The organism is Stenotrophomonas sp. STEN083 (assembly GCF_056759195.1).
The window spans coordinates 1-18,203 of the sequence record NZ_JBRRCU010000043.1; the positions used below are offsets into that span (position 1 = coordinate 1).

The 18,203-nt window shown below is 64.4% G+C and carries 11 protein-coding genes; all 11 read right to left on the minus strand.

What is annotated here, in order from left to right:
* Nucleotides 1-115: 115 nt before the first annotated feature.
* Entirely contained in the window at nucleotides 116-1,204 is a 1,089-nt protein-coding gene (locus tag ACVOK8_RS13095; RefSeq protein WP_481567199.1) for a serine hydrolase domain-containing protein, read from the minus strand.
* Between the two features lie 403 nt (nucleotides 1,205-1,607).
* Nucleotides 1,608-3,749, minus strand: coding sequence for a hypothetical protein (locus ACVOK8_RS13100; RefSeq protein WP_481567200.1), 2,142 nt, complete (start codon nucleotides 3,747-3,749; stop codon nucleotides 1,608-1,610).
* Nucleotides 3,750-3,850: 101 nt separating this feature from the next.
* Nucleotides 3,851-5,686: a sensor histidine kinase gene (locus ACVOK8_RS13105; RefSeq protein WP_481567201.1), complete on the minus strand. Its 1,836-nt coding sequence runs from the start codon at nucleotides 5,684-5,686 to the stop codon at nucleotides 3,851-3,853.
* Nucleotides 5,683-6,342, minus strand: coding sequence for a response regulator transcription factor (locus ACVOK8_RS13110; RefSeq protein ID WP_481567202.1), 660 nt, complete (start codon nucleotides 6,340-6,342; stop codon nucleotides 5,683-5,685). Before ACVOK8_RS13110 ends, ACVOK8_RS13105 begins: the two co-directional genes overlap by 4 nt.
* 338 nt (nucleotides 6,343-6,680) lie before the next feature.
* Nucleotides 6,681-8,114: a glycoside hydrolase family 47 protein gene (locus tag ACVOK8_RS13115; RefSeq protein WP_481567203.1), complete on the minus strand. Its 1,434-nt coding sequence runs from the start codon at nucleotides 8,112-8,114 to the stop codon at nucleotides 6,681-6,683.
* The gene (locus tag ACVOK8_RS13120) at nucleotides 8,114-10,825 is read right to left on the minus strand and encodes a beta-mannosidase (RefSeq protein WP_481567204.1); all 2,712 of its coding nucleotides are present in this window, start codon (nucleotides 10,823-10,825) and stop codon (nucleotides 8,114-8,116) included. Before ACVOK8_RS13120 ends, ACVOK8_RS13115 begins: the two co-directional genes overlap by 1 nt.
* 163 nt (nucleotides 10,826-10,988) lie before the next feature.
* A complete protein-coding gene (locus tag ACVOK8_RS13125) occupies nucleotides 10,989-12,221 on the minus strand; it encodes an AGE family epimerase/isomerase (protein ID WP_481567205.1) in 1,233 nt (410 codons plus the stop codon).
* On the minus strand, nucleotides 12,218-13,213 hold the full coding sequence (locus ACVOK8_RS13130; RefSeq protein WP_481567206.1) for a carbohydrate kinase family protein: 996 nt from the start codon (nucleotides 13,211-13,213) through the stop codon (nucleotides 12,218-12,220). Before ACVOK8_RS13130 ends, ACVOK8_RS13125 begins: the two co-directional genes overlap by 4 nt.
* 6 nt (nucleotides 13,214-13,219) lie before the next feature.
* Complete coding sequence (gene fucP / locus ACVOK8_RS13135; RefSeq protein ID WP_481567207.1) at nucleotides 13,220-14,527, minus strand: L-fucose:H+ symporter permease; 1,308 nt, start codon at nucleotides 14,525-14,527, stop codon at nucleotides 13,220-13,222.
* 43 nt (nucleotides 14,528-14,570) lie between these two features.
* Complete coding sequence (locus ACVOK8_RS13140) at nucleotides 14,571-15,629, minus strand: LacI family DNA-binding transcriptional regulator (protein WP_481567208.1); 1,059 nt, start codon at nucleotides 15,627-15,629, stop codon at nucleotides 14,571-14,573.
* Nucleotides 15,630-15,727: 98 nt separating this feature from the next.
* Nucleotides 15,728-18,187 (minus strand): GH92 family glycosyl hydrolase, encoded by a 2,460-nt coding sequence (locus ACVOK8_RS13145; RefSeq protein ID WP_481567209.1) that lies wholly within the window; start codon nucleotides 18,185-18,187, stop codon nucleotides 15,728-15,730.
* Nucleotides 18,188-18,203: the final 16 nt, after the last annotated feature.

Genomic DNA, 18,203 nt, shown 5'->3' on the forward strand with positions numbered 1-18,203 from the left:
AATCGCGTGGGGTGTTCTCAAGAGCGGCCGGGATTTCGATCCGACCATGCTGAGAGTAGGTCAAGCCTGCTTCCAGCAGGCTTGACCGCGAACATAGGATCTCGGCTCTACGCTGCTACCTGTAGAAGTCGGCGATCTGATCGGTGAACTGCTGCGGGTTGGCACCTACAAGATTGGTCAGCACCACCACCGCCAGGCCTTCGTCCGGATAGACCACGAACGCCGCCCGTGCGCCACCGAAGCTTCTGATCTGGCGCTTTCCCGCCGGCCCCGATACAGGCCAGCCCGCGGCCCAATCACCTTCGCTGCCATCGTTCAGACGCTCTGGCGTCCACATCTGCGCCAGGCTGTCAGCCCGCAGCACGCGATGCTGCAACAAGCCCGCCAACCAGCGCGCCAGATCATCGGCAGTGGCCTGGATGCCACCACCGGCCCACAAGCCCTGTGGCATGTCGTAGAACCAGTGCGAAAGTCGCTTCGGTGCACCGGCAGCATCACTGCTGCGTGGAAAAAAGCTGTACATGGTCGTCGCGTTCGGCAGCAGATCGTAGCTATCACCGAACCCGACGTGCGTCATGCCAACACGCTTGAACTGGTTGTCCGCCAGATAGTCCTCGTAGGCCCTGCCACTACGCTGAGCGATGATCCTGGCCAGCAAGCCGTAGTTGGTCTGGTTGTAGGCGAACCGCGCGCCCGGCAAGGCCTGCATCGGCTGCTGCTCAACCAGCTGCCATGCCGTTGCTTCGGAGCCACCACCAACCAGGCCCTGCGCATCGACGATATCCGGCAGGCCGGAGGTATGCGCCAGCAGCTGGCGTACACGGATCGCCTGCCATGCGGCTGGCAGTTGCTGCAGATACGTGGAGATTGGCGCATCAAGATCAAGCTGCCCGGCTTCGGCCAGCTGCATGACCGCCACGCCGGTGAATGCCTTGGTCGCCGAGTTGATGGGGAACAGGGTCGCAGGCGTGGCTGCCACCTTGTTCTCGACATTGGCCAGCCCGACCGCCGTCGAAAACACCACGTTGCCGTCCTTGACCACCGCAACCTGCAGTCCCGGGATGCCTCTGTCCTCCATGGTGGCAACAATGAAGCGCCGTGTCGCGTCATTGGCAGCCTCCAGCGTCGCCGCAACCAACTGAAGAGGCAGCACGCAGAGAAGCACACCCAGGCACAACAGGTTTCGGGAGGTTGCACGTCGCATCGTCTGGCTCCGGTCGTGACTGGCGGAAATGTGTCAGATCGCGGCTGTCGCGATCACCGACTCCAGACTTGGATGCATGCAACGGGCAAAAGGTTTAAACCGGCGATCACCCGCGCCCTGCATTCGCTATTGCCTCGACTGGGCTGAGCCCCGCACCTCAGCGCCCGGAATGCTGCAGTCTCCGCTGCATCATCCTCTGCTCGCGGATGACGACGTGCCACGCCGCACTCCCGATGGACAGTTCAACCTCGCGACGCAGTCCTGCATCGTTGATGATCCATGAGCCGTTGCGAATACGGCGGTGCTGTGGAGCCGTGCTCGCCTCGATAGCAAACGCTGGCACCAGGTCAGTCCCCAGCGGCAACGCAAGGGCCGTCACGCTACGCGTCCGCGATCATCGACATCACAGATCAACGCCGAAGCCAACACCGGCGGACTTCTCACCGCCACCAAAGGCTCCGCCCAGCGAGAATGAAGCCCGCGTCCCCAGCCGCACGCCATAACCGATCGACAAGGCCTGCTCCCCACCCTGGAAACCGGCGCCCACCGCAACCCGCCCGCGCGCGCTCTGGCCACCGGCCGCGTTGATCGCCATGTTGGTCATCGCCGAGGTCATCGCGCCCATCCGGTCGATACGTCGGTCCTGATTGCGCAGGCGTTGCTCGACGCCGTCATGGAAACGGGTGAAATCGTCGCTGAATGCGGCCAGCGCACTATCCGTGTAGGCATTGGCACTGGTCAGGGTCTGGGCTGCGGTTGTATCGGTGTACTGGTTTGCAGAAGCCAACGTCGCCGTATCCCCCGCGCTGACCTCACCGCGCACGGTCGCCACCTGGGCATCGGTGTAGACCGTGGACGCGGCCAAGGTCGCGGCGTCACCGGCATCGGCATGCGCGCGCGCGGCCTGCAGTCCCATCGCCTGACTGTTGGCGACCTGCTGGTCGGTGTACTGGTTGGCGGAGTCAAGCGTGGCCGCATCGCCCGCCGCGAGGTCACCACGCAACGAAGCCTCACGCGTATCGGTGTAAGCGTTCGCTGAAGCCAGCGTTGACGCATCCCCTGCTGCCATGTCCGTGCGGATCACCGCCTCGCGCGCATCGGTATGCGCATTGGCCGCATCCAAGGCGGCCGCGCCGCCGGCGACGATGTCGTCGCGGATGGCCGCTTCACGCGCATCGGTATAGCTGTTGGCGCTGGCCAGGGTCGACGCGTCCGCATCGGCCATATCGGCGCGGATCGCTGCCTCGCGCGTATCGGTGTGCGCGTTGGCCGCATCCAGCGTGGCGTCCCCCCCGGCAGCGATGTCGTCGCGGATGGCCGCTTCACGCGTATCGGTATAGCTGTTGGCACTGGTCAGCGTCGCCGCGTCCGCGCCGGCCATGTCCGTACGTACCACCGATTCACGCGCATCGGCGTGCGCAATCGCGGCATCCAGCGTGGTGTTGGCGCTGGCTGCCATGTCGCTCCGCACGGCGGCCTCACGGCCATCGGTGTAGCTGTTGGCAGTGGTCAACATCACTGCGTCCGCGCCCAGCAGATCGGCGCGGATGCCTGTTTCACGCGTATCGGTGTATTGGTTGGCCGTTGCCAACGCAGCACCCGCTTCGGCGTCGACGTAGTTCTGCAGGTCCGTGCCTTGGTTGGTCAACGCAGTATCCAGCGCACCAAGCGCAGAGCCCACGCTGTGCTGCACCCCTCCCTGGATCGCATAGTTGGGTGCGGTGAACACGCCCCCGCTGTACGCAGCACCACCGCCCAGCCAGGCCGCCACGCCCGACAAGCCACTGCTGGTGGATGCTGACACCGCATTCAACTGGGTGACATTCACCGCATCATTGCCATCGACGCCGGCAGCGACATTGGTGATGCGTCGTTTCAATGTAGCCGAACCCACCGACACCACGTTGGCGAAGCCACCGTCGGTGCTGCCAAAGCCCAAGGCTACCGAGCCACCACCGGCAGCTATCGCGTTCCTGCCGATGGCGACGTTGTTGTCCGTGCCCGGAGCACCCGTGGGGGCCGTGAAACCACAGCACATGTCATTGCCGTTGCCGCCATTGCCGGCCTGGCTGCCATTGCCCAACGCGATGTTGTAGTTGCCGCCGGCGCCACCATTGCCGCCTGTGCCACCCGCGCTGCCCTGACCAGCCTTGCCGCCGTTACCAGCACTGCTGTTGCTGCCGAACGCCAGGTTGTACGCGCCGCCATTGCCACCGGTACCACCGGTCCCCCCGGCGGTGCCATTTGAGCCCTGCCCGCCCATGCCGACCGAACTGCCCTGCCCGAAGGCGGTGTTGCCGGTGGCGTTGCCCAGCCCGCCAGCGGAGGTGCTCCAGCCCAGCATGTTCGGGCCAGGGGAGCCGTCACTCCCCACCCGGCTACCGTCCTGACAGGCGATGGCACCAGTGGCGGTGTCCTGGGTGCAGGGCGCGGTCGGCGAGGTGCCGCCAACGACTTCAGCGGCCTGCGCCTGCAACGATGGCAGCAAGGCAAGCATGGCAGCTGCCGCCAGCGGTCCAGCCTTGGTAACGACATGACGGTTCATGATGGAATCCCCCGAATCAGCAAGGAAGAAACCTAACGCCGGGCCCGCCAATCCCGCATCCACGAAATCAGGTAGTCCGCGGCATGACGTGCCGCAGACGGTCACGCCATCAGCGGCAGTACCAACGCCAGCCGGGTACCCGTGCCATTGGCAGCAGGTGATACCTGCAGCTCACCACCGAGCCTGCGTGCACGCAGCCGCATGCTGGCCAACCCTGCACCTGTACGCGCCGCAACCGTTCCGTCAGCGCCCTGCCTCAGACCAACACCGTCGTCGTCGACATGCAGTTGCAACTGGTCACCTTGCCTGCGCAGGTAGACATCCACGCGTTGCGCTTGGCTGTGCTTGAACACGTTGGTCAGCGCTTCCTGCAGGAGGCGCAGCAGGTCGAGGCTGCGGCTGGCGCCCAACTCGATCCCGTTGATGTCCTGCAGATGCCAATGCGCCTGGATGTCGACCGCATCCAGCAAGCCACTGGCGCGGTGGCGCAGCGGCGCCAGCAGCTCGGCCAGATCCGCCTGCTCGCGAGCGGTGCTGTCGATGACCAGGCGCAGGTCGTCACGCATCTCGCGCAGCACGTTGATGACCTGCTCCCGCGGCATGTCGCCCGGTGCCTGTTCCAAGCGGGCGATTGCCCCCACCAGGGTGCCGCCAAAGCCATCGTGCAGGTCACGCACCAGTTGCAGGCGCTCACCGGCGCGGCTGTGCGACAACTCCAGCGCATGCTGTTGCTGCAAGGTATCCGCCAACTGCGTGGTGGCCTGCTGCACTTCATGGCGCAACTCGGCATTGAAGTCTTCCACCCGCTGCATGGTATTGGCGAAGCGGTACGCCAGCACAAAGCCCATGCCGAGTAGCATCAATGGCGAAGTGAACGATCCCAGGTAGCTGACCCCGCCATACCAGCCCATGTACACGCCCAGATCGTGCAGCGATACCGCGATCGGCAGGATGATGCACAGCGCCAGCACCTGGTAGTCACGCCGGCCGCTACGCAGCGCATAGCCCATGAAAGTAAACGAGACCACGTACAGGAAGGCGATGGTTGGCACCAGATAGACGTTGCGGTGTGGCCCCATCCATTGCGGCCACAGCAAGGCACCGGCCATCACCAGCACGGCGATGACCAGCAGCACCCGCTCCAGCCGCGGCCAACGCCGCTCACAGAAGCGCAGCAGGAATACCGTATGGGCAGCAGCGCCGGCCACATAGCAAGCGCCAATGAACGCCTGCCAGCCATCAGTGGTGGCGAACGGCCACGGACTGCTGGCAAAAAAATTGCTGTCGTACAGGCGTCCGAACACCGCGCTCAAGGCATACCAGCCGTACATCGATTCCTTGCGTCGCAGCAACCAGAACATGCCGATCACTGCCGCCAGCACGAAGCCGATTGCACTATCCAACACCTGCAGGTCGTGGCGGACGAAGATCTCCTTGCGATAACGTGCCTGCAATTCCTTCGGATCGCCTACATCCACCACACCGAGTGAGGGCTGGTAAGCCGCCAGGCCGGACACCCGAACCAGCAGTTCGTTCTCGCCCTGTCGCAGCAGCGGCGACTGCAGCAGGAAGTAGCGCGGCACGTGCCAGCTGCGTGACAACGGCTCGACCAGCGATGCATCACGATCGATCAGACTGCCATTGAGGTAGACGGCCGCCGCCATGCAGGTGTAGTCGAGCAGCAGGCCGGTTGGCTGATTGGCGTCATCCTGCTGCCAGCGCAGGCGGTACCAGACCACTCCATCGTGATCCGGCCAGCGCGTCTGCCATTGATCGGCAAGCGGTACCTGCACCCAGCCCTGCGCTGGCGCGGCCGGCGATTGCCAATCGGCACGTACAGCTTCAGCGTGGGTGATTCGGGTGATGCCTGCTGTCTGTGCGCCGGCACTGCCAACGCAGGCGGCCAACAGCAGCAACAGCAACAGCCAGCGGATCAAGGCAGTAGCCCCATCGCGCGCGCTTCGTAGACCGCAGCGGTCCGCGACCCCACCGCAAGCTTGCGATAGATGTTGCGGGTATGTGCCTCGATGGTTAGCCGCGACAATCCGAGCAGGTCGGCGATCTCGCGGTTGCCGTAGCCCTGCGCCACGTGGCTGAGGATGCCTATTTCGCGCTCGGACAGCTGTGCGCTTGGCATGGGTGGCGCAGCAGCCTGCACCTGCACCGTCGGCAGCAACGCCAGAATGCGCCGCGCGATCATCGGATCGATCGGTGCGCCGCCGCGCTGCAGGCTGCGCAAGGCCACCGTCAGTTCGATGTCGTCGCGGTCCTTGAGCAGGTAGCCGACGGCACCTGCGCGTAGTGCGGCGAAAATGGATTCTTCCTCGGCGAAAGCGGACACGACCACTGCCTGCAGTTGCGGTACGTGCTGCTGCATCCAGCCGATCAGGTCGATGCCGGTACCGTCTGGCAGCTGCATGTCGACCAGGGCCAGGTCGAAGTGATGAGTTTGCAGAAGTGCGCGGGCGTTGCCGAGAGTGTCGGCGATGTGGATCTTCGGCGGTTGCTCGACCAGCAATTCAGCCACGAGCCGAGCCAGCCTCGCCAGCGAAGCTGCATCGTCGTCGATGATCAGGATGGAAGACAGCTCCATCGGCCCCCGCCATGGTCCGTGTTGTGGCGGAGTTTAGCGTGGTCTTACGGTGGGGTTGTGAGGGGGGCTCACCTAGAGCGGAAAAGCTGCTTCCGTTGGGATAAATAGGCGAGGCGGCCCTCACCCGCTGCCCCCGCTCCGCGCCCCAGCCCTTGCGTTGACGCAAGGGCGTTCGTTGGACAGCGAACCTGCGGTTCGCAAGCTGCCCCCCTCACCCCGCAAGCGGGAGAGGGGAGGAAGCCTGGCTCCGGACAATCTACGAAACAGCCTTGCTCCGGATGGGTTGTGGAAAAGCCGTGCTCCGGATGAATCCACGGAGCCTTGGCTCTCGCTCGCTATTACCAGGTACGACGCAGCGGGTGGGCTTCGGTGTTGAAGACGATGCCTTCGAAGTCCAGGGTCTTGGCCGGGGCGAACAGCAGGTAGTAGTACTTGAACGTCTCGGCGAACAGGAAGCTCTCCATCGAGTCGTCCTTCTCCTTGCTGCGGACATCCTTCAGCGCGGCGAAGCCGTGGTCGGTGCGGGTGTAGCGCACGAAATCATCGAAGAATTCCTTGCCCATGCCGCGGTAGCGCGCGTCACCGGTGTAGTGGTGCAGGTAGTACGCCGACTCGACGATCTCCGGGCGCAGCGCGTAGCTGGGCGAACGCACTTCCATCTTGGCGTAGTCCAGCGACTCCGGCTCGATGTCATGCAGGCGCCACATCTTCAGGTTGGATTCCTGCAGGCGCTTGGCACGATCCAGGTCACCGCCCAGGGCCAGCAGGCCCGGCATGAACGCGTCCAGCGCACCATACGTGGTGGAAGTGCGGGCACCGGTGTCCATGTCGGCGTGGCCGTACCACAGCTCGCCTTCCCGGACTTCGTCAGCCAGATACTGGTTGATCGGGCCGATGCTCTCGTCCCACATCTTCTTGCAGTCTTCGTCGCCGAACAGCTTCCAGCACTTGAGCAGGTACTCGTAGTACGAGTCGATGCCGCCGGCAATCGAGGCGTCCTTGTTGGTCCATTCGCCGGTTTCGACGTTGATGTTCAAACCGACCAGGCCGATCTTGGAGCGACGCTTGTGGGTTTCCACCAGCGCGCGTTTGGCCTTGTCGTAATACGCCTGCTTGCCGGTGAGCTTGGCCAGGGTGCCGAATTCCAGCAGCAGCGTGCCGGTTTCGGCCGGGTTGCTGATCTTGCCGCTGGTCTTGCCGGTGTGCAGGTTGACGTGGGTGTACGGCAGACCGGTCGGGCTGTCGAACACCGGCGACAGGCGCGTGCCCAGATCATCGGCGAGCTTGAGCAGGCGTTCGTCGTTGGTCATCTGGTAGGCCGACAGCAGGCCGCCGAGCAGACGGATGGTCACCTCGAAGTTCTGCACGTCGATGTCCTGGTCGAAGGACAGCTGGGTGACGATCAGCTCACGGGCTTCGTTGGCCTCCTTGTCCAGGCCGAGCAGCAGCAGGGTGTCCAGTGCATCCACCGGCGACATCAGCAACGGCTTGGGATACCAGTCGCGCGGCTGGCCGCTGATCGGCTTCAGGTCGTCGTGGCCCTTGGCGTACTGCATGTAACCCTGCCAGGCGTGGCGGGTGGCTTCGCGGACCTGCTCGGCCATACGTGCAGCTTCGGCGTCATCGACGGCCGGAAGCGCGGCATCAGCCGGTGCAGCAGCTGCGGCCGGTGCAGCCGGGGTAGTGACAGGAGCGGCGGCCTGCTGGCTGCAGGCGGAAAGCGCCAGCATCAGCGCGGCGACCAGGGGGGCGGTACGCAGGGAACGGGTCATCAGTGGATCCTCTCGACGGAAGCGTTGTCTTGCGATGCAACGGGACGGGACTGCAAGGTGTCGCCCAGCGTCTGCAGGTGCAGGGCCGTGCGCAGGGTGGAAAGCGGTGCGGTGCTGCGCACGACCAGCGTGCGGGTCTGGCCAGGCAGCAGGTCGAAGGCATTGTCTTCGACGCTGGCATCGGCATTGTTGAAACCGATCCAGATGCCGCGGACCAGTTTGTCGGCGCGCAGCTGCAGCAGGTAGTGATCGTCTTCGGCGCGCAGCTCACTGTGCAGCTGTGCCGGCTGCAAGGCCTGCTGCTTGGCCGGGACGAAATAGACCAGACGCTGTGCCACTACTGCATCACCGCGCAGCAGTTCGAATACGGCGACGCTGCGGCTGGGATCTGCGCCCTGCAGCAATTCGGTGTCACTCAAGCGTGCAGCCTCGATGGCCGACAGCGCGGGCAAACTGATCGGTTTGCGCTGCTGCTGTAACTCCCGCCCTTCGAAATCCAGCACGCGTACACGCCACTGCCCCTGCACTGCCTCGCGGCCATCATTGAGCAGACTGAAGCGCGTACTGCCTTCATCGCGCAGTGCTGCCACTGCCACCTCGGCGAAGAAGCGGCGCGCGTGGAAGTTCAGCGCCTTCCAGTTGCCGTAGTAATCCATGCTGGACCAGGATGCACCGGGCCACACATCGTTGAGCTGCCAGTACAGCGAGCCCATCGTGTATGGACGCGACGCACGGTGATGCAGTGCTGCAAGCTCGATGCCTTCGGCCTGCATCATCTGACTCAGGTAGACGAAGTCGGGGAACGAGCGCGGCGTGCCGAATTCCATCTCGATGTAGTGCAGCAGGCGCTCGTTGCCCTTGCCAGCCAGGAACTTCTGGTGCGCCTCGATCACCGGCCCATCCACCTGCTGTTCTTCCGGCGTGGCGAAGGCGTTGATGGTCGACAGCTGCGGCCAGGCCTGCAGACCATACTCGGACATGAAGCGCGGGGTTTCCTTCAGGTAGGCCGTCGGCGGCAGCGCCGGGTTGCCCCAGACTTCCCAGTAGTGTTTGTCACCACGGCGCGAGTCGTTGGCCTTGCTGTCCAGGTCATTGCTGGGCGAGCTGGACCAGTACGGCACGCCCAGGCCTTCCTCGGCGACGACCTTGCGCAGGTCCGTGCCGAACAGGTCCACATAGCCCTGCCAGACCTTCTCGGCGAAGGCCGGATCGGCCTCCTTCAAGGTCTTGCCGTGGCCCCAGTCCTTCCACGCGGTTTCTTCCTCATTGTTGCCACACCACAGCACGATGCTGGGGTGATGCCGCAGACGACGGATGTTGTCGCGCGCCTCGGCCACCACGTTGGCGCGGAACGCGGGATCATAGCCGGGCTGCATGCCGCCACCGAACATGAAGTCCTGCCAGACCAACAGGCCGAGTTCGTCGGCGATGTCGAAAAAGGCATCGTCTTCGTAGTAACCACCGCCCCAGTTGCGCAGCATGTTCATGTTGGCATCGCGTGCGGCCTGCAGGTCGCGGCGCAGGCGCTCACGCGTCACCCGGGCCGGGAAGGCATCAAACGGAATGACATTCGCCCCCTTGGCGAATACCGGCACGCCATTGATGACGAAGCCGAAGCCCTGCCCGCCGTCCTTGTCCTCTTCGCGCTGCAGCTGCACGGTGCGCAGGCCGATGCGGATGCTGGACGTCAGCGCGTCCTGCTTGCCCTCACCCAGCCGGGCCTGCACGGTGTAGCGATCCTGCGCACCGTAACCAACCGGCCACCAACGACGCGGCTTGTCGATCTGCAATGGCAGCGAAACGCTGTTCTCGCCGGGCTTCAGCGCGACATCGCGCTTGATCTGCACGACCGACTTGCCATCCGGGTCACGCACATCGATGACGACCTGCTGGCTCGCGGCGCTGTCCGCCTGCTCCACCTGCAGCAGCACGCTCAGATCGGCTTTGTCTGCGTCCAGTGCGTCGGTGCGTACTGCCAGATCGGTGATGCGCTGTTGATCCCAGCTGTCCAGGTGCACCTGCCGCCACACGCCGGCAGTGACGTAACGCGGGCCCCAATCCCAGCCGAAGTGGTAGGCGGGCTTGCGCACGAAGTTGCCTACCATCGCGTCCTTGGGTTCGTCACCGTAGGGCGAAGGATAATTGCCGGCAATCTTGTGCGGCATCGCCTGCACCTGCGGCAGCAGGGTGCGGATCGGCGAGCGGAACACGATCTGCAATTCATTGCCCTGCGCGCGCAGGCGGCCATCCACGCGTGCACGCCAGGTTCGGTGTGCGTTGTCGGCTTTCAGCAACGGCTGGCCGTTGAGGCGGACCTCGGCAAAGGTGTCCAGGCCATCGAAGCGCAGCTCGGCATGCGGACGCGCCAGGGTTGTGGCATCCACATCGAAGCGCGCGCGGTACTCCCAATCAGCGAGTCCGATCCACTGCAGGCCGGCCTCGGCGGCGCCTACGTAGGGATCGCCGATCAAGCCGGCGGCCATCAGATCGGTATGCACGCTACCTGGCACTGTTGCGGTCTTCCACGCGTCCATGCCCGGATGCGCCTGCAACTGCGCATCGCCCGGCAGCAAGCGGAAGTTCCACTGCGCCTGCAGTGGTGCAGCCACTGCGGCACTGGAAGCCAACCACAGCGCGCACAGCAACAGGCTGCGGCGTGCGCGCTGAGCATGAATTTGTATCGATCCAAATTTTTGATGCGCGTGCTGCATGCTGCTTCCTCCCTGTTGCTGGTTGCGCTTTTCTTACCGACCGTCAAACCGTCTTCAACAAAACATGAAACTACGCTTGCTCTGAGTTCACTACTGAAGCGAAGAACAAGAGCGATCCCCGCCTTCGCGGGGATGACGACTGAAACAATCCGAATGCTGTTGGTCAGCCTTCGCGCACCACATTCAACACTTCGTGACACGCGCCCATGGTGTGGTAATCGGTCTTGCCGGCGGGGCTCTTCTCGTCGTCGTATTTACCGTTGTCAGCATTGAGGATACGGAACCACGCGCCGTAGCGATGATCGACGAAGTACTGCCACGAGTACGCCCACAGCCGGTCGTACCACTCCCAGTAGCCGGCATCGCCGGTGCGCTTGGCCAGCAGCGCGGCGGCGGCCAACGACTCGGCCTGCACCCAGAAATACTTGTCGTCGTCGCAGACGAAGCTGTCGCCACCAATCGCCGCGCCATCCATGTTCGGCTGACGGCGCGACTCCGGCGCAAAGCCGTAATACAGGCCACCGCGCGCTTCATCCCACGAACGCGTCATTGAGGTATCGAACAGGTGCCGTGCGGTCGGTACCAGCCAATCGGCATCGACGTGGCGGTCGAGGATCAGCAGCAGCTTGGCCCATTCGGTCTGATGGCCGGGTTGGAAACCCCACGGACGGAACAGGTGCTTGGGATTGTCCAGGTTATAGTTCCAATCGATGTTCCAATCGATGTCGTAATGCTCCCAGACCAGGCCGCCGGCCTTGGCCGCCTGGCGGCGGGTCATGTTGTCGGCAAGCTGCAAGGCGCGCTGCAGGTAGCGTTGTTCGCCACTGGCCTCGAACGCAGCCAGCATTGCTTCGCACATATGCATGTTGGCGTTCTGGCCGCGATAACCGGTGAAGTTCCAGTTGGCGTCGGCTTCGTCGCGGTACAAGCCGTGTTGCGGCTCCCAGAAGTGGCGTTCCAGCAGCTGCCAGGTCTCGTCCATCCACTCACGGCCCTGCTCGATGCCGGCCTTCAACGCGCAGCTGTACGCCAGCAGTACGAAGGCCACGCCGTAGCAGTGGTTCATGTCGTCTTCGACCTTGCCGTCGCGCAGGGTCCATGCGTAGCCGCCAGTGGCTGGATTGCGGTGCACGTCACGCAGATAGCGCACGCCGTGCTTCACCGCTTCCAGATACTCGGCGTTGCCGTACTCGCGGTAGGCCATCGCATAGTTGAAGACGAAACGGGTGCTGCTGACCAGGTGGCGATGGCTGCGGTCGTAGATGCTGCCGTCGTCGCGGTAGTAGTGGAAGAAGCCACCATCTGCATCGATGCAATGCGGATGGTAGAAGGCCATCGTGTCGGCGATATGCGCGCGCAGGAAGGCCGGGGAACGGAAATCGGGCGTGGTGGTCATGCGGTGGCTTCCTGTTGCTGCAGCAGTTGCTGTACTTCACTCAAGGCCGGCATTGCCGCGAACGCCCCCTTGCGGGTTACCGCCAGGGCACCTACCGCGGCAGCGAAGCGCAGCGTGCCATGGATTGCGTTCGGGGTCTGGCAGAACGCAGCAAAACCGGCGCCAGCGCCGCCCCGCTCAACCAGCCCGACCAGCACACCGCCGACAAAGGCGTCGCCGGCAGCGGTGGTATCCACCGCCTGCACGCGGAAGCTCGGCACCTCACCCTCGCCATGGCGGGTATACCAGCGCAGCGTGCCCGCGCCGTCGGTGACGATCACCCAGCGTGCCTGCGCCGCCAATAGACGACGCAACACCTGTGCGTCGCCATCGGCGCCCAGCGGCGCGGCCAGGTAATCGAGTTCCTCGCGCGAGAGCTTGATCAGGTCGGCGCGTTCCAGCGCCTGCCACAGCCGTGGCGAGGGATCGACACCCGCTGGCCACAGCGCCGGCCGCAGGTTCAGATCCAGGCTGACCACGGCCCCAGCAGCGCGCGCGCGCTCCATGCCAACGAAGGTCGCTGCGGCGATGTCCGCTTCGGTCAGGCTGTTGGAGCAGACGTGGAAGCAGGCGGTGCCGTCGAAGCAGGCGGACAGGTAGTGCTCGGCGCGGAACAGCAGATCCGCCGCCGGCGGCCGGTAGAAGCTGAAGCTGCGTTCGCCATGCGCGTCCAACGCCACGAAGGCCAGCGCGGTCTTGGCTGCATCGGTACGCACGATGCAATCGGTCTCGACCCCGGCCTGCTGCAGGCTCTCCAGCAGGAAGTCGCCAAACATGTCGCGGCCCAGCATGCCGGCGAAATGGCTGCTGGCACCCAGCCGCGCGGCCGCCACTGCGACGTTGGCGGGGGCACCGCCAGCGTACTGCAGGAACGCGCGCGGGGTGTCGGCCGAGGCCGGCGGCTGCGCTAATAGATCGATCAAAATCTCGCCGAAACAAACAATCTTGCCCATCTGGCCTTAGTCCTGTTGGGTAACGCCGGTGCTGGTGCGCGAACCGACCAGCCCGTAGAAAATGATGTAGCCGTAGCACAGCAACGGCAGTACGAATGAATGGTGCACGCCGATGCGATCGGCCAGCATGCCCTGCAGGAACGGCACCACTGCGCCACCGACGATGGCCATGATCAACAGGCTGGAGGCCTTGTTGGTCAACGGCCCCAGGCGCTCGATGCCGAGCGCGAAGATGGTCGGGAACATGATCGAGTTGAACAGGCCGATCGCCACGATCGAGTACAAGGCCACCTGGCCTTCAGTGGCCATGGTCAGGGCCAGCAAGCCGACATTGATCATCGCGAACAGGGCGAGCAGCTTGCGCGGCGAGAAGCGCACCAGCAGCAGCGAGCCGGCAAAGCGGCCGATCATCGCCATGGTCCAGTACAGCGACACATAGTGCGTGGCCTGCTGCTCACTGAAACCACCGATGTTGGGCAGCGACAGGTAGTTGACCAGGAAGCTGCCGATCGAAACCTCGGCACCCACATAGAAGAAGATGCCCAGCACGCCAAACAGCAGGTGCTTGTGGCGCAATGCGTCGCCGTAGCTGTGGTGTGCACTGTCGGCCTGCTCGCTGTTCTCGCTCAGCGACGGCAGACGGAACAGGAACACGAACAACGCCAGCAGGAACAAGGCCACCGCCAGGCCCAGATACGGCCCCTGCACCGACTGCGCTTCCTGCGCGCGGTAGGCCAGCTGGTCAGCCAGCGGCAGCGCGGTCAGCTCATCGGCGCTCTTCACCGTGTTGCCCAGGATCAACATGCCGCCGAAGATCGGCGCGATTGCGGTGCCCAGCGAGTTCAACGCCTGTGCCAGCGTCAAACGGCTGGAACTGGTGCGCTCCGGGCCCAGCAGTGCGACATAGGGATTGGCCGCCACCTGCAGCACGGTGATGCCGGTAGCCAGCACGAACAAGGCCGCAAGGAAGGCACCGTAGATGCGCAGTTCAGCCGCTGGCCAGAAGCCAAGTGCACCGATGCCGGCAATCACCAGACCGGCGACGATGCCCTGCTTGTAACCCAGCCGTGCCACCAGTCGACCCGCGGGCAGCGACATCAGGAAGTACGCACCGAAGAAGGTGAACTGCACCAGCATTGCCTGGGTGTAGTTCAGCTCGAACACCGACTTCAGGTGTGGAATCAGGATGTCGTTGAGGCAGGTCAGGAAGCCCCACATGAAGAAGATGGTCGTCGCCACCGCCATGGCCACACGCGTATTGACCACGGGCGCCGACGGGCTTGATGTAGATGACGGCGATGTTGGTATGTGCATGTGGGCTGCCTGGATACGGTAATCGGGAGATGGGGTTGAGGAGTCAGCTTGGTCTTGCTGCACTGCTTTCGCGGATCCGCAGCTGCACTGGTGCGACGGTGCGCATCGGTGCAGCGTCAGGGTTGTCCAGGCGCTGCAGCAACAAGGCTGCAGCCTGCCGACCACGTTCGCGTGGATCTGCGGTCAACGTGGTCAACGGCGGCACCGCGACCGCGGCCTCGGAGATATCGTCGAAACCGGTGACGGCGAAGTCGCCGCCCGGACGGATGCCACGTGAGGTCAGGCCCAGCATCAGGCCCAGGGCAACCGTGTCGTTGTAGCAGACCGCCGCGCTGGGTCGCTGTGCGCTTTGGAACAATTCGCCGGTACGTGCAGCGGCTTCCAGACGGTTGGGTGCGGACTCGATCAGCCAGTCCGCATGGAAGGGCAAGCCCGCTTCACTCAATGCCTGCTGGTAACCCAGCCGGCGCTGTGCGCAGGAACTGGATGCACCATGCCCGCCGAAGAAGGCGATGTCACGATGACCGCGTTCGATCAGGTGACGGGTTGCCATGTACGCGCCGTGCTGGTTGTCCAGAGTGAGGAAGTCCCAATCCGCGCCGGCCAGCTCGCGGTTGAACAACAGCACGTTGGCATGCGCACCCAATACATGGCGCAGCTCTTCGGCATCGCTGCCTTCGGCCGGCGAGAGGATGAAGCCGGTGGGCGTGTGTTCCATCAAGGTGCTCAACACCGCCTGCTGGCGCTGCGGTGATTCGCCGGTGCTGCCAAGCAGGGTCACGAAGCCCTTGCCACCCAGCGCTTCGTCCACGCCCGAGGCGAATTCGGCGAAGAACGGGTTGGACAGATCGTTGATCACCAATGCGATCGATGACGAGGTGCGACGACGCAGGTTGGCAGCGGTGCGGTTGTAGACATAGCGCTGCTTGCGCAGCTCGGCCTCGACCTTGGCGCGGGTGTCGACATTGACCAGGGGGCTGCCGCGCAGCACCAGCGATACGGTCGCCCGTGACACGCCCACCGCCTGCGCGATGTCGGTGACGGTGACCGCGCGTTGGCCGGCCTTGCGTGCGCCCTTGGCGCCGGTAGAAGTGTCTTTCATCGTTTCCGCTGCGGTTCCGGGATGCGCCAAGCCTAAAGGATCACGGCCAGCGCTTGCGCTGCCCGTGCCCTTCTTCCCGGCCTTGGCGCCGCCCGTGCTCACAGCTGGGCGCTGCCCGGGGTGGCGCAGTACGACACCGGCAGGTCGGCCTGTGCGGTGCCCCAGCCCTGCTCCGGTGCCTGCGCACCAAGGGTGAAGCGCACATCGCCGCCCTGCTGCAGACGCTGCCAGTCCAGCCACACCGCCGGCTGCGGCTTGCCATCAACCTGCACGCTCTGGATGTATTGCAGGCTGCGCGGATCGGCGCCCGGCGCCTGCAGGCGCAGCGTGCGGCCATTGCCCAGGGAGATCTCGGCCTTGCTGTAGCGCGGCGCATGCAGCAGGAACTGGCCACTGCCCGGCACTGCCGGATACAGGCCCAGCGCGCTGAACAGGTACCAGGCCGACATCGTGCCCAGGTCGTCATTGCCGGTGACGCCATTCGGCGCATTGGTGAACAGCTGTTGCGCGGCGCGGACCACGGTGGCGGTCTTCCACGGCTGGCCGATCAGCGTATACATCCACGGCGAATGCAGGTCAGGCTCGTTGTTGGGGTTGTAGCGGTACTGGTTGTAGTAGCTGTACGGGCCAACCACCCATTCCTTGCGTGCAGCGGTCAGCGGTGCCTGCAGCAGCGCGTCATAGGCGAAAAACGCATCCAGACGCTTGCCGGCCTGTTCGCGGCCATGCATGGCCTGCAGCATGCCGGGCACGTCCTGCTGCACCAGCCACTGGTACTGCCAGCCGGTGCCTTCATGGAAGCCGTGCTGCGAGCGCGGGCTGTAATGGCCATCGGCAGGCGTATACCACTTGCCGTTCTCGTCGCGCGGACGCGGGAAGCCAGTGAAGCCGGTTTCGGCATCACGCACATCCGCATCCCACACCTTGTGCCAATTGCCGCCGCGAGTGCGCAGCGTCGCTGCATCGTCGGCGTGACCCAAGCCATCGGCCATCTGCGCCAGCGCGCAATCGGCCAATGCGTACTCCAGCGTTGCCGAACCGCCGTGGTGCGGATCAACGTCCATGCCCTTGGACGGGAAGGCACGGTCATAGGCCACATAACCATTGGCGAGATAGCTGGCATTGCCGGAACGGCCAGCCATGCGCGAATTGATCGGCGGCATCTCGAAGGCATTGCGGCGCAGCGCGCCCCAGGCTTCCGACTCGCGGCCCTTCAGCGCGCCAAAGCGCCACAGGTCGACCATGAACGGCGTTACCGGGTCGCCAGTCATCACGTTGGTTTCAAAGTTGGCGTAACCCCAGCGCGGCAACCAACCGCCCTGCTCATTGATGGCGAGCAGGCTGCGGCCGATATCGCGCGCAACTTCCGGGCGGGTCAGTGCCAGCCACTGGTTCTGCGTGCGGTAGGTATCCCACAGCGAAAAATATTCGTAGTAGGTCCAGCCATCGGCACGATGGATGACATCGTCATAACCGCGATAACGACCATCGGCATCACTGCCGGTCATCGGCTGCAACAACGCGTGGTAGAGCGCGGTGTAGAGCACGGTGCGGTCATCGGCGTTCGCACCTTCGACCTTGACGCTGCCCAGCTGCTCGCGCCACTGCGCCTGCGACAGCGCGCGCATGCGATCGAAGCCCAGCAGCTTGCCGCCCTGCATGCCATCGCTGCGCAGATTGTTGCGTGCACCTTCGGCATCCACATGCGAGATCGCGCTGGTGGCGGTGACACTGCGGCCATCAGCCAGATCGAAACTCAGCCACGCACCATTGGGCTTGGCCTCGCCTTCCATGCTGTGGCGCGCACCCGGCAGGCCGCCTTGTTCGCCCCAAGTGCCGTGCGCCTTGAACGGGCGATCAAACTCGATGCGGAACCAGGTGGTGTACTGGTGGCCGCCGCAGAAACTCTTGGTGACCAGCTTGCCTTCCACCGCACGGTCGCCGACCACATCGATAACGCTGCCGATCACCGAATGGCGCTCGTTGGCCTGGGCGACGTTGACCAGCACCTGACCTTCGCTCACGCCCGCACTGAAGGTGTAACGCTCGGCGGCGGCGCGGGTCAACGCGGTGGTTTCCACGTCGATGCCGCGGTAATCGGTCAGGCGAACCTTGTAGTAGCCGGCCTGGCCGACTTCGCCATCGTGGCTGTACGCCGAGGCGTAATTCTTGTGGTCGAAGCGCTTGGGGTCCTTGGTATCGAAGTCACCACCGGGACCGATGCTGCCAGTCACCGGCAACACCGAGACCTGCCCACCCTGCTCCCAGCAGCCGGCGCCGGAGATGAAGGAATGGCCAAAACCGCGGATCTTCTCATCGTCGTAGCGCCAGCCCGAGTAATGGCTGCCGATCGGGCTGACCTGGATCAGGCCGAACGGCGCCGATGCGCCCGGGAAGGTGTTGCCGTCATCCTTGCTGCCGATGAAGGTGTTGACCTCACGCTCAAGCGCGGCCGACGGCGCGGCCTGCAGCAACGGCGCGAAACTCAGCGCCAGCAGGCAGGCGGCCGTTGCCAACGGGCGGCGGCGGGAATGGGCGGTGGATGGCGATCGGCTCATGCATTGGATCCTTGGG

Excerpts from the sequence above, each read along its gene's own strand:
- ACVOK8_RS13095 (WP_481567199.1), bottom strand. The coding sequence starts at position 1,204 with ATGCGACGTGCAACCTCCCGAAACCTGTTGTGCCTGGGTGTGCTTCTC.
- ACVOK8_RS13100 (WP_481567200.1), bottom strand. The coding sequence starts at position 3,749 with ATGAACCGTCATGTCGTTACCAAGGCTGGACCGCTGGCGGCAGCTGCC.
- ACVOK8_RS13110 (WP_481567202.1), bottom strand. The coding sequence starts at position 6,342 with ATGGAGCTGTCTTCCATCCTGATCATCGACGACGATGCAGCTTCGCTG.
- ACVOK8_RS13115 (WP_481567203.1), bottom strand. The coding sequence starts at position 8,114 with ATGACCCGTTCCCTGCGTACCGCCCCCCTGGTCGCCGCGCTGATGCTG.
- ACVOK8_RS13120 (WP_481567204.1), bottom strand. The coding sequence starts at position 10,825 with ATGCAGCACGCGCATCAAAAATTTGGATCGATACAAATTCATGCTCAG.
- ACVOK8_RS13125 (WP_481567205.1), bottom strand. The coding sequence starts at position 12,221 with ATGACCACCACGCCCGATTTCCGTTCCCCGGCCTTCCTGCGCGCGCAT.
- ACVOK8_RS13130 (WP_481567206.1), bottom strand. The coding sequence starts at position 13,213 with ATGGGCAAGATTGTTTGTTTCGGCGAGATTTTGATCGATCTATTAGCG.
- fucP (WP_481567207.1), bottom strand. The coding sequence starts at position 14,527 with ATGCACATACCAACATCGCCGTCATCTACATCAAGCCCGTCGGCGCCC.
- ACVOK8_RS13140 (WP_481567208.1), bottom strand. The coding sequence starts at position 15,629 with ATGAAAGACACTTCTACCGGCGCCAAGGGCGCACGCAAGGCCGGCCAA.
- ACVOK8_RS13145 (WP_481567209.1), bottom strand. The coding sequence starts at position 18,187 with ATGAGCCGATCGCCATCCACCGCCCATTCCCGCCGCCGCCCGTTGGCA.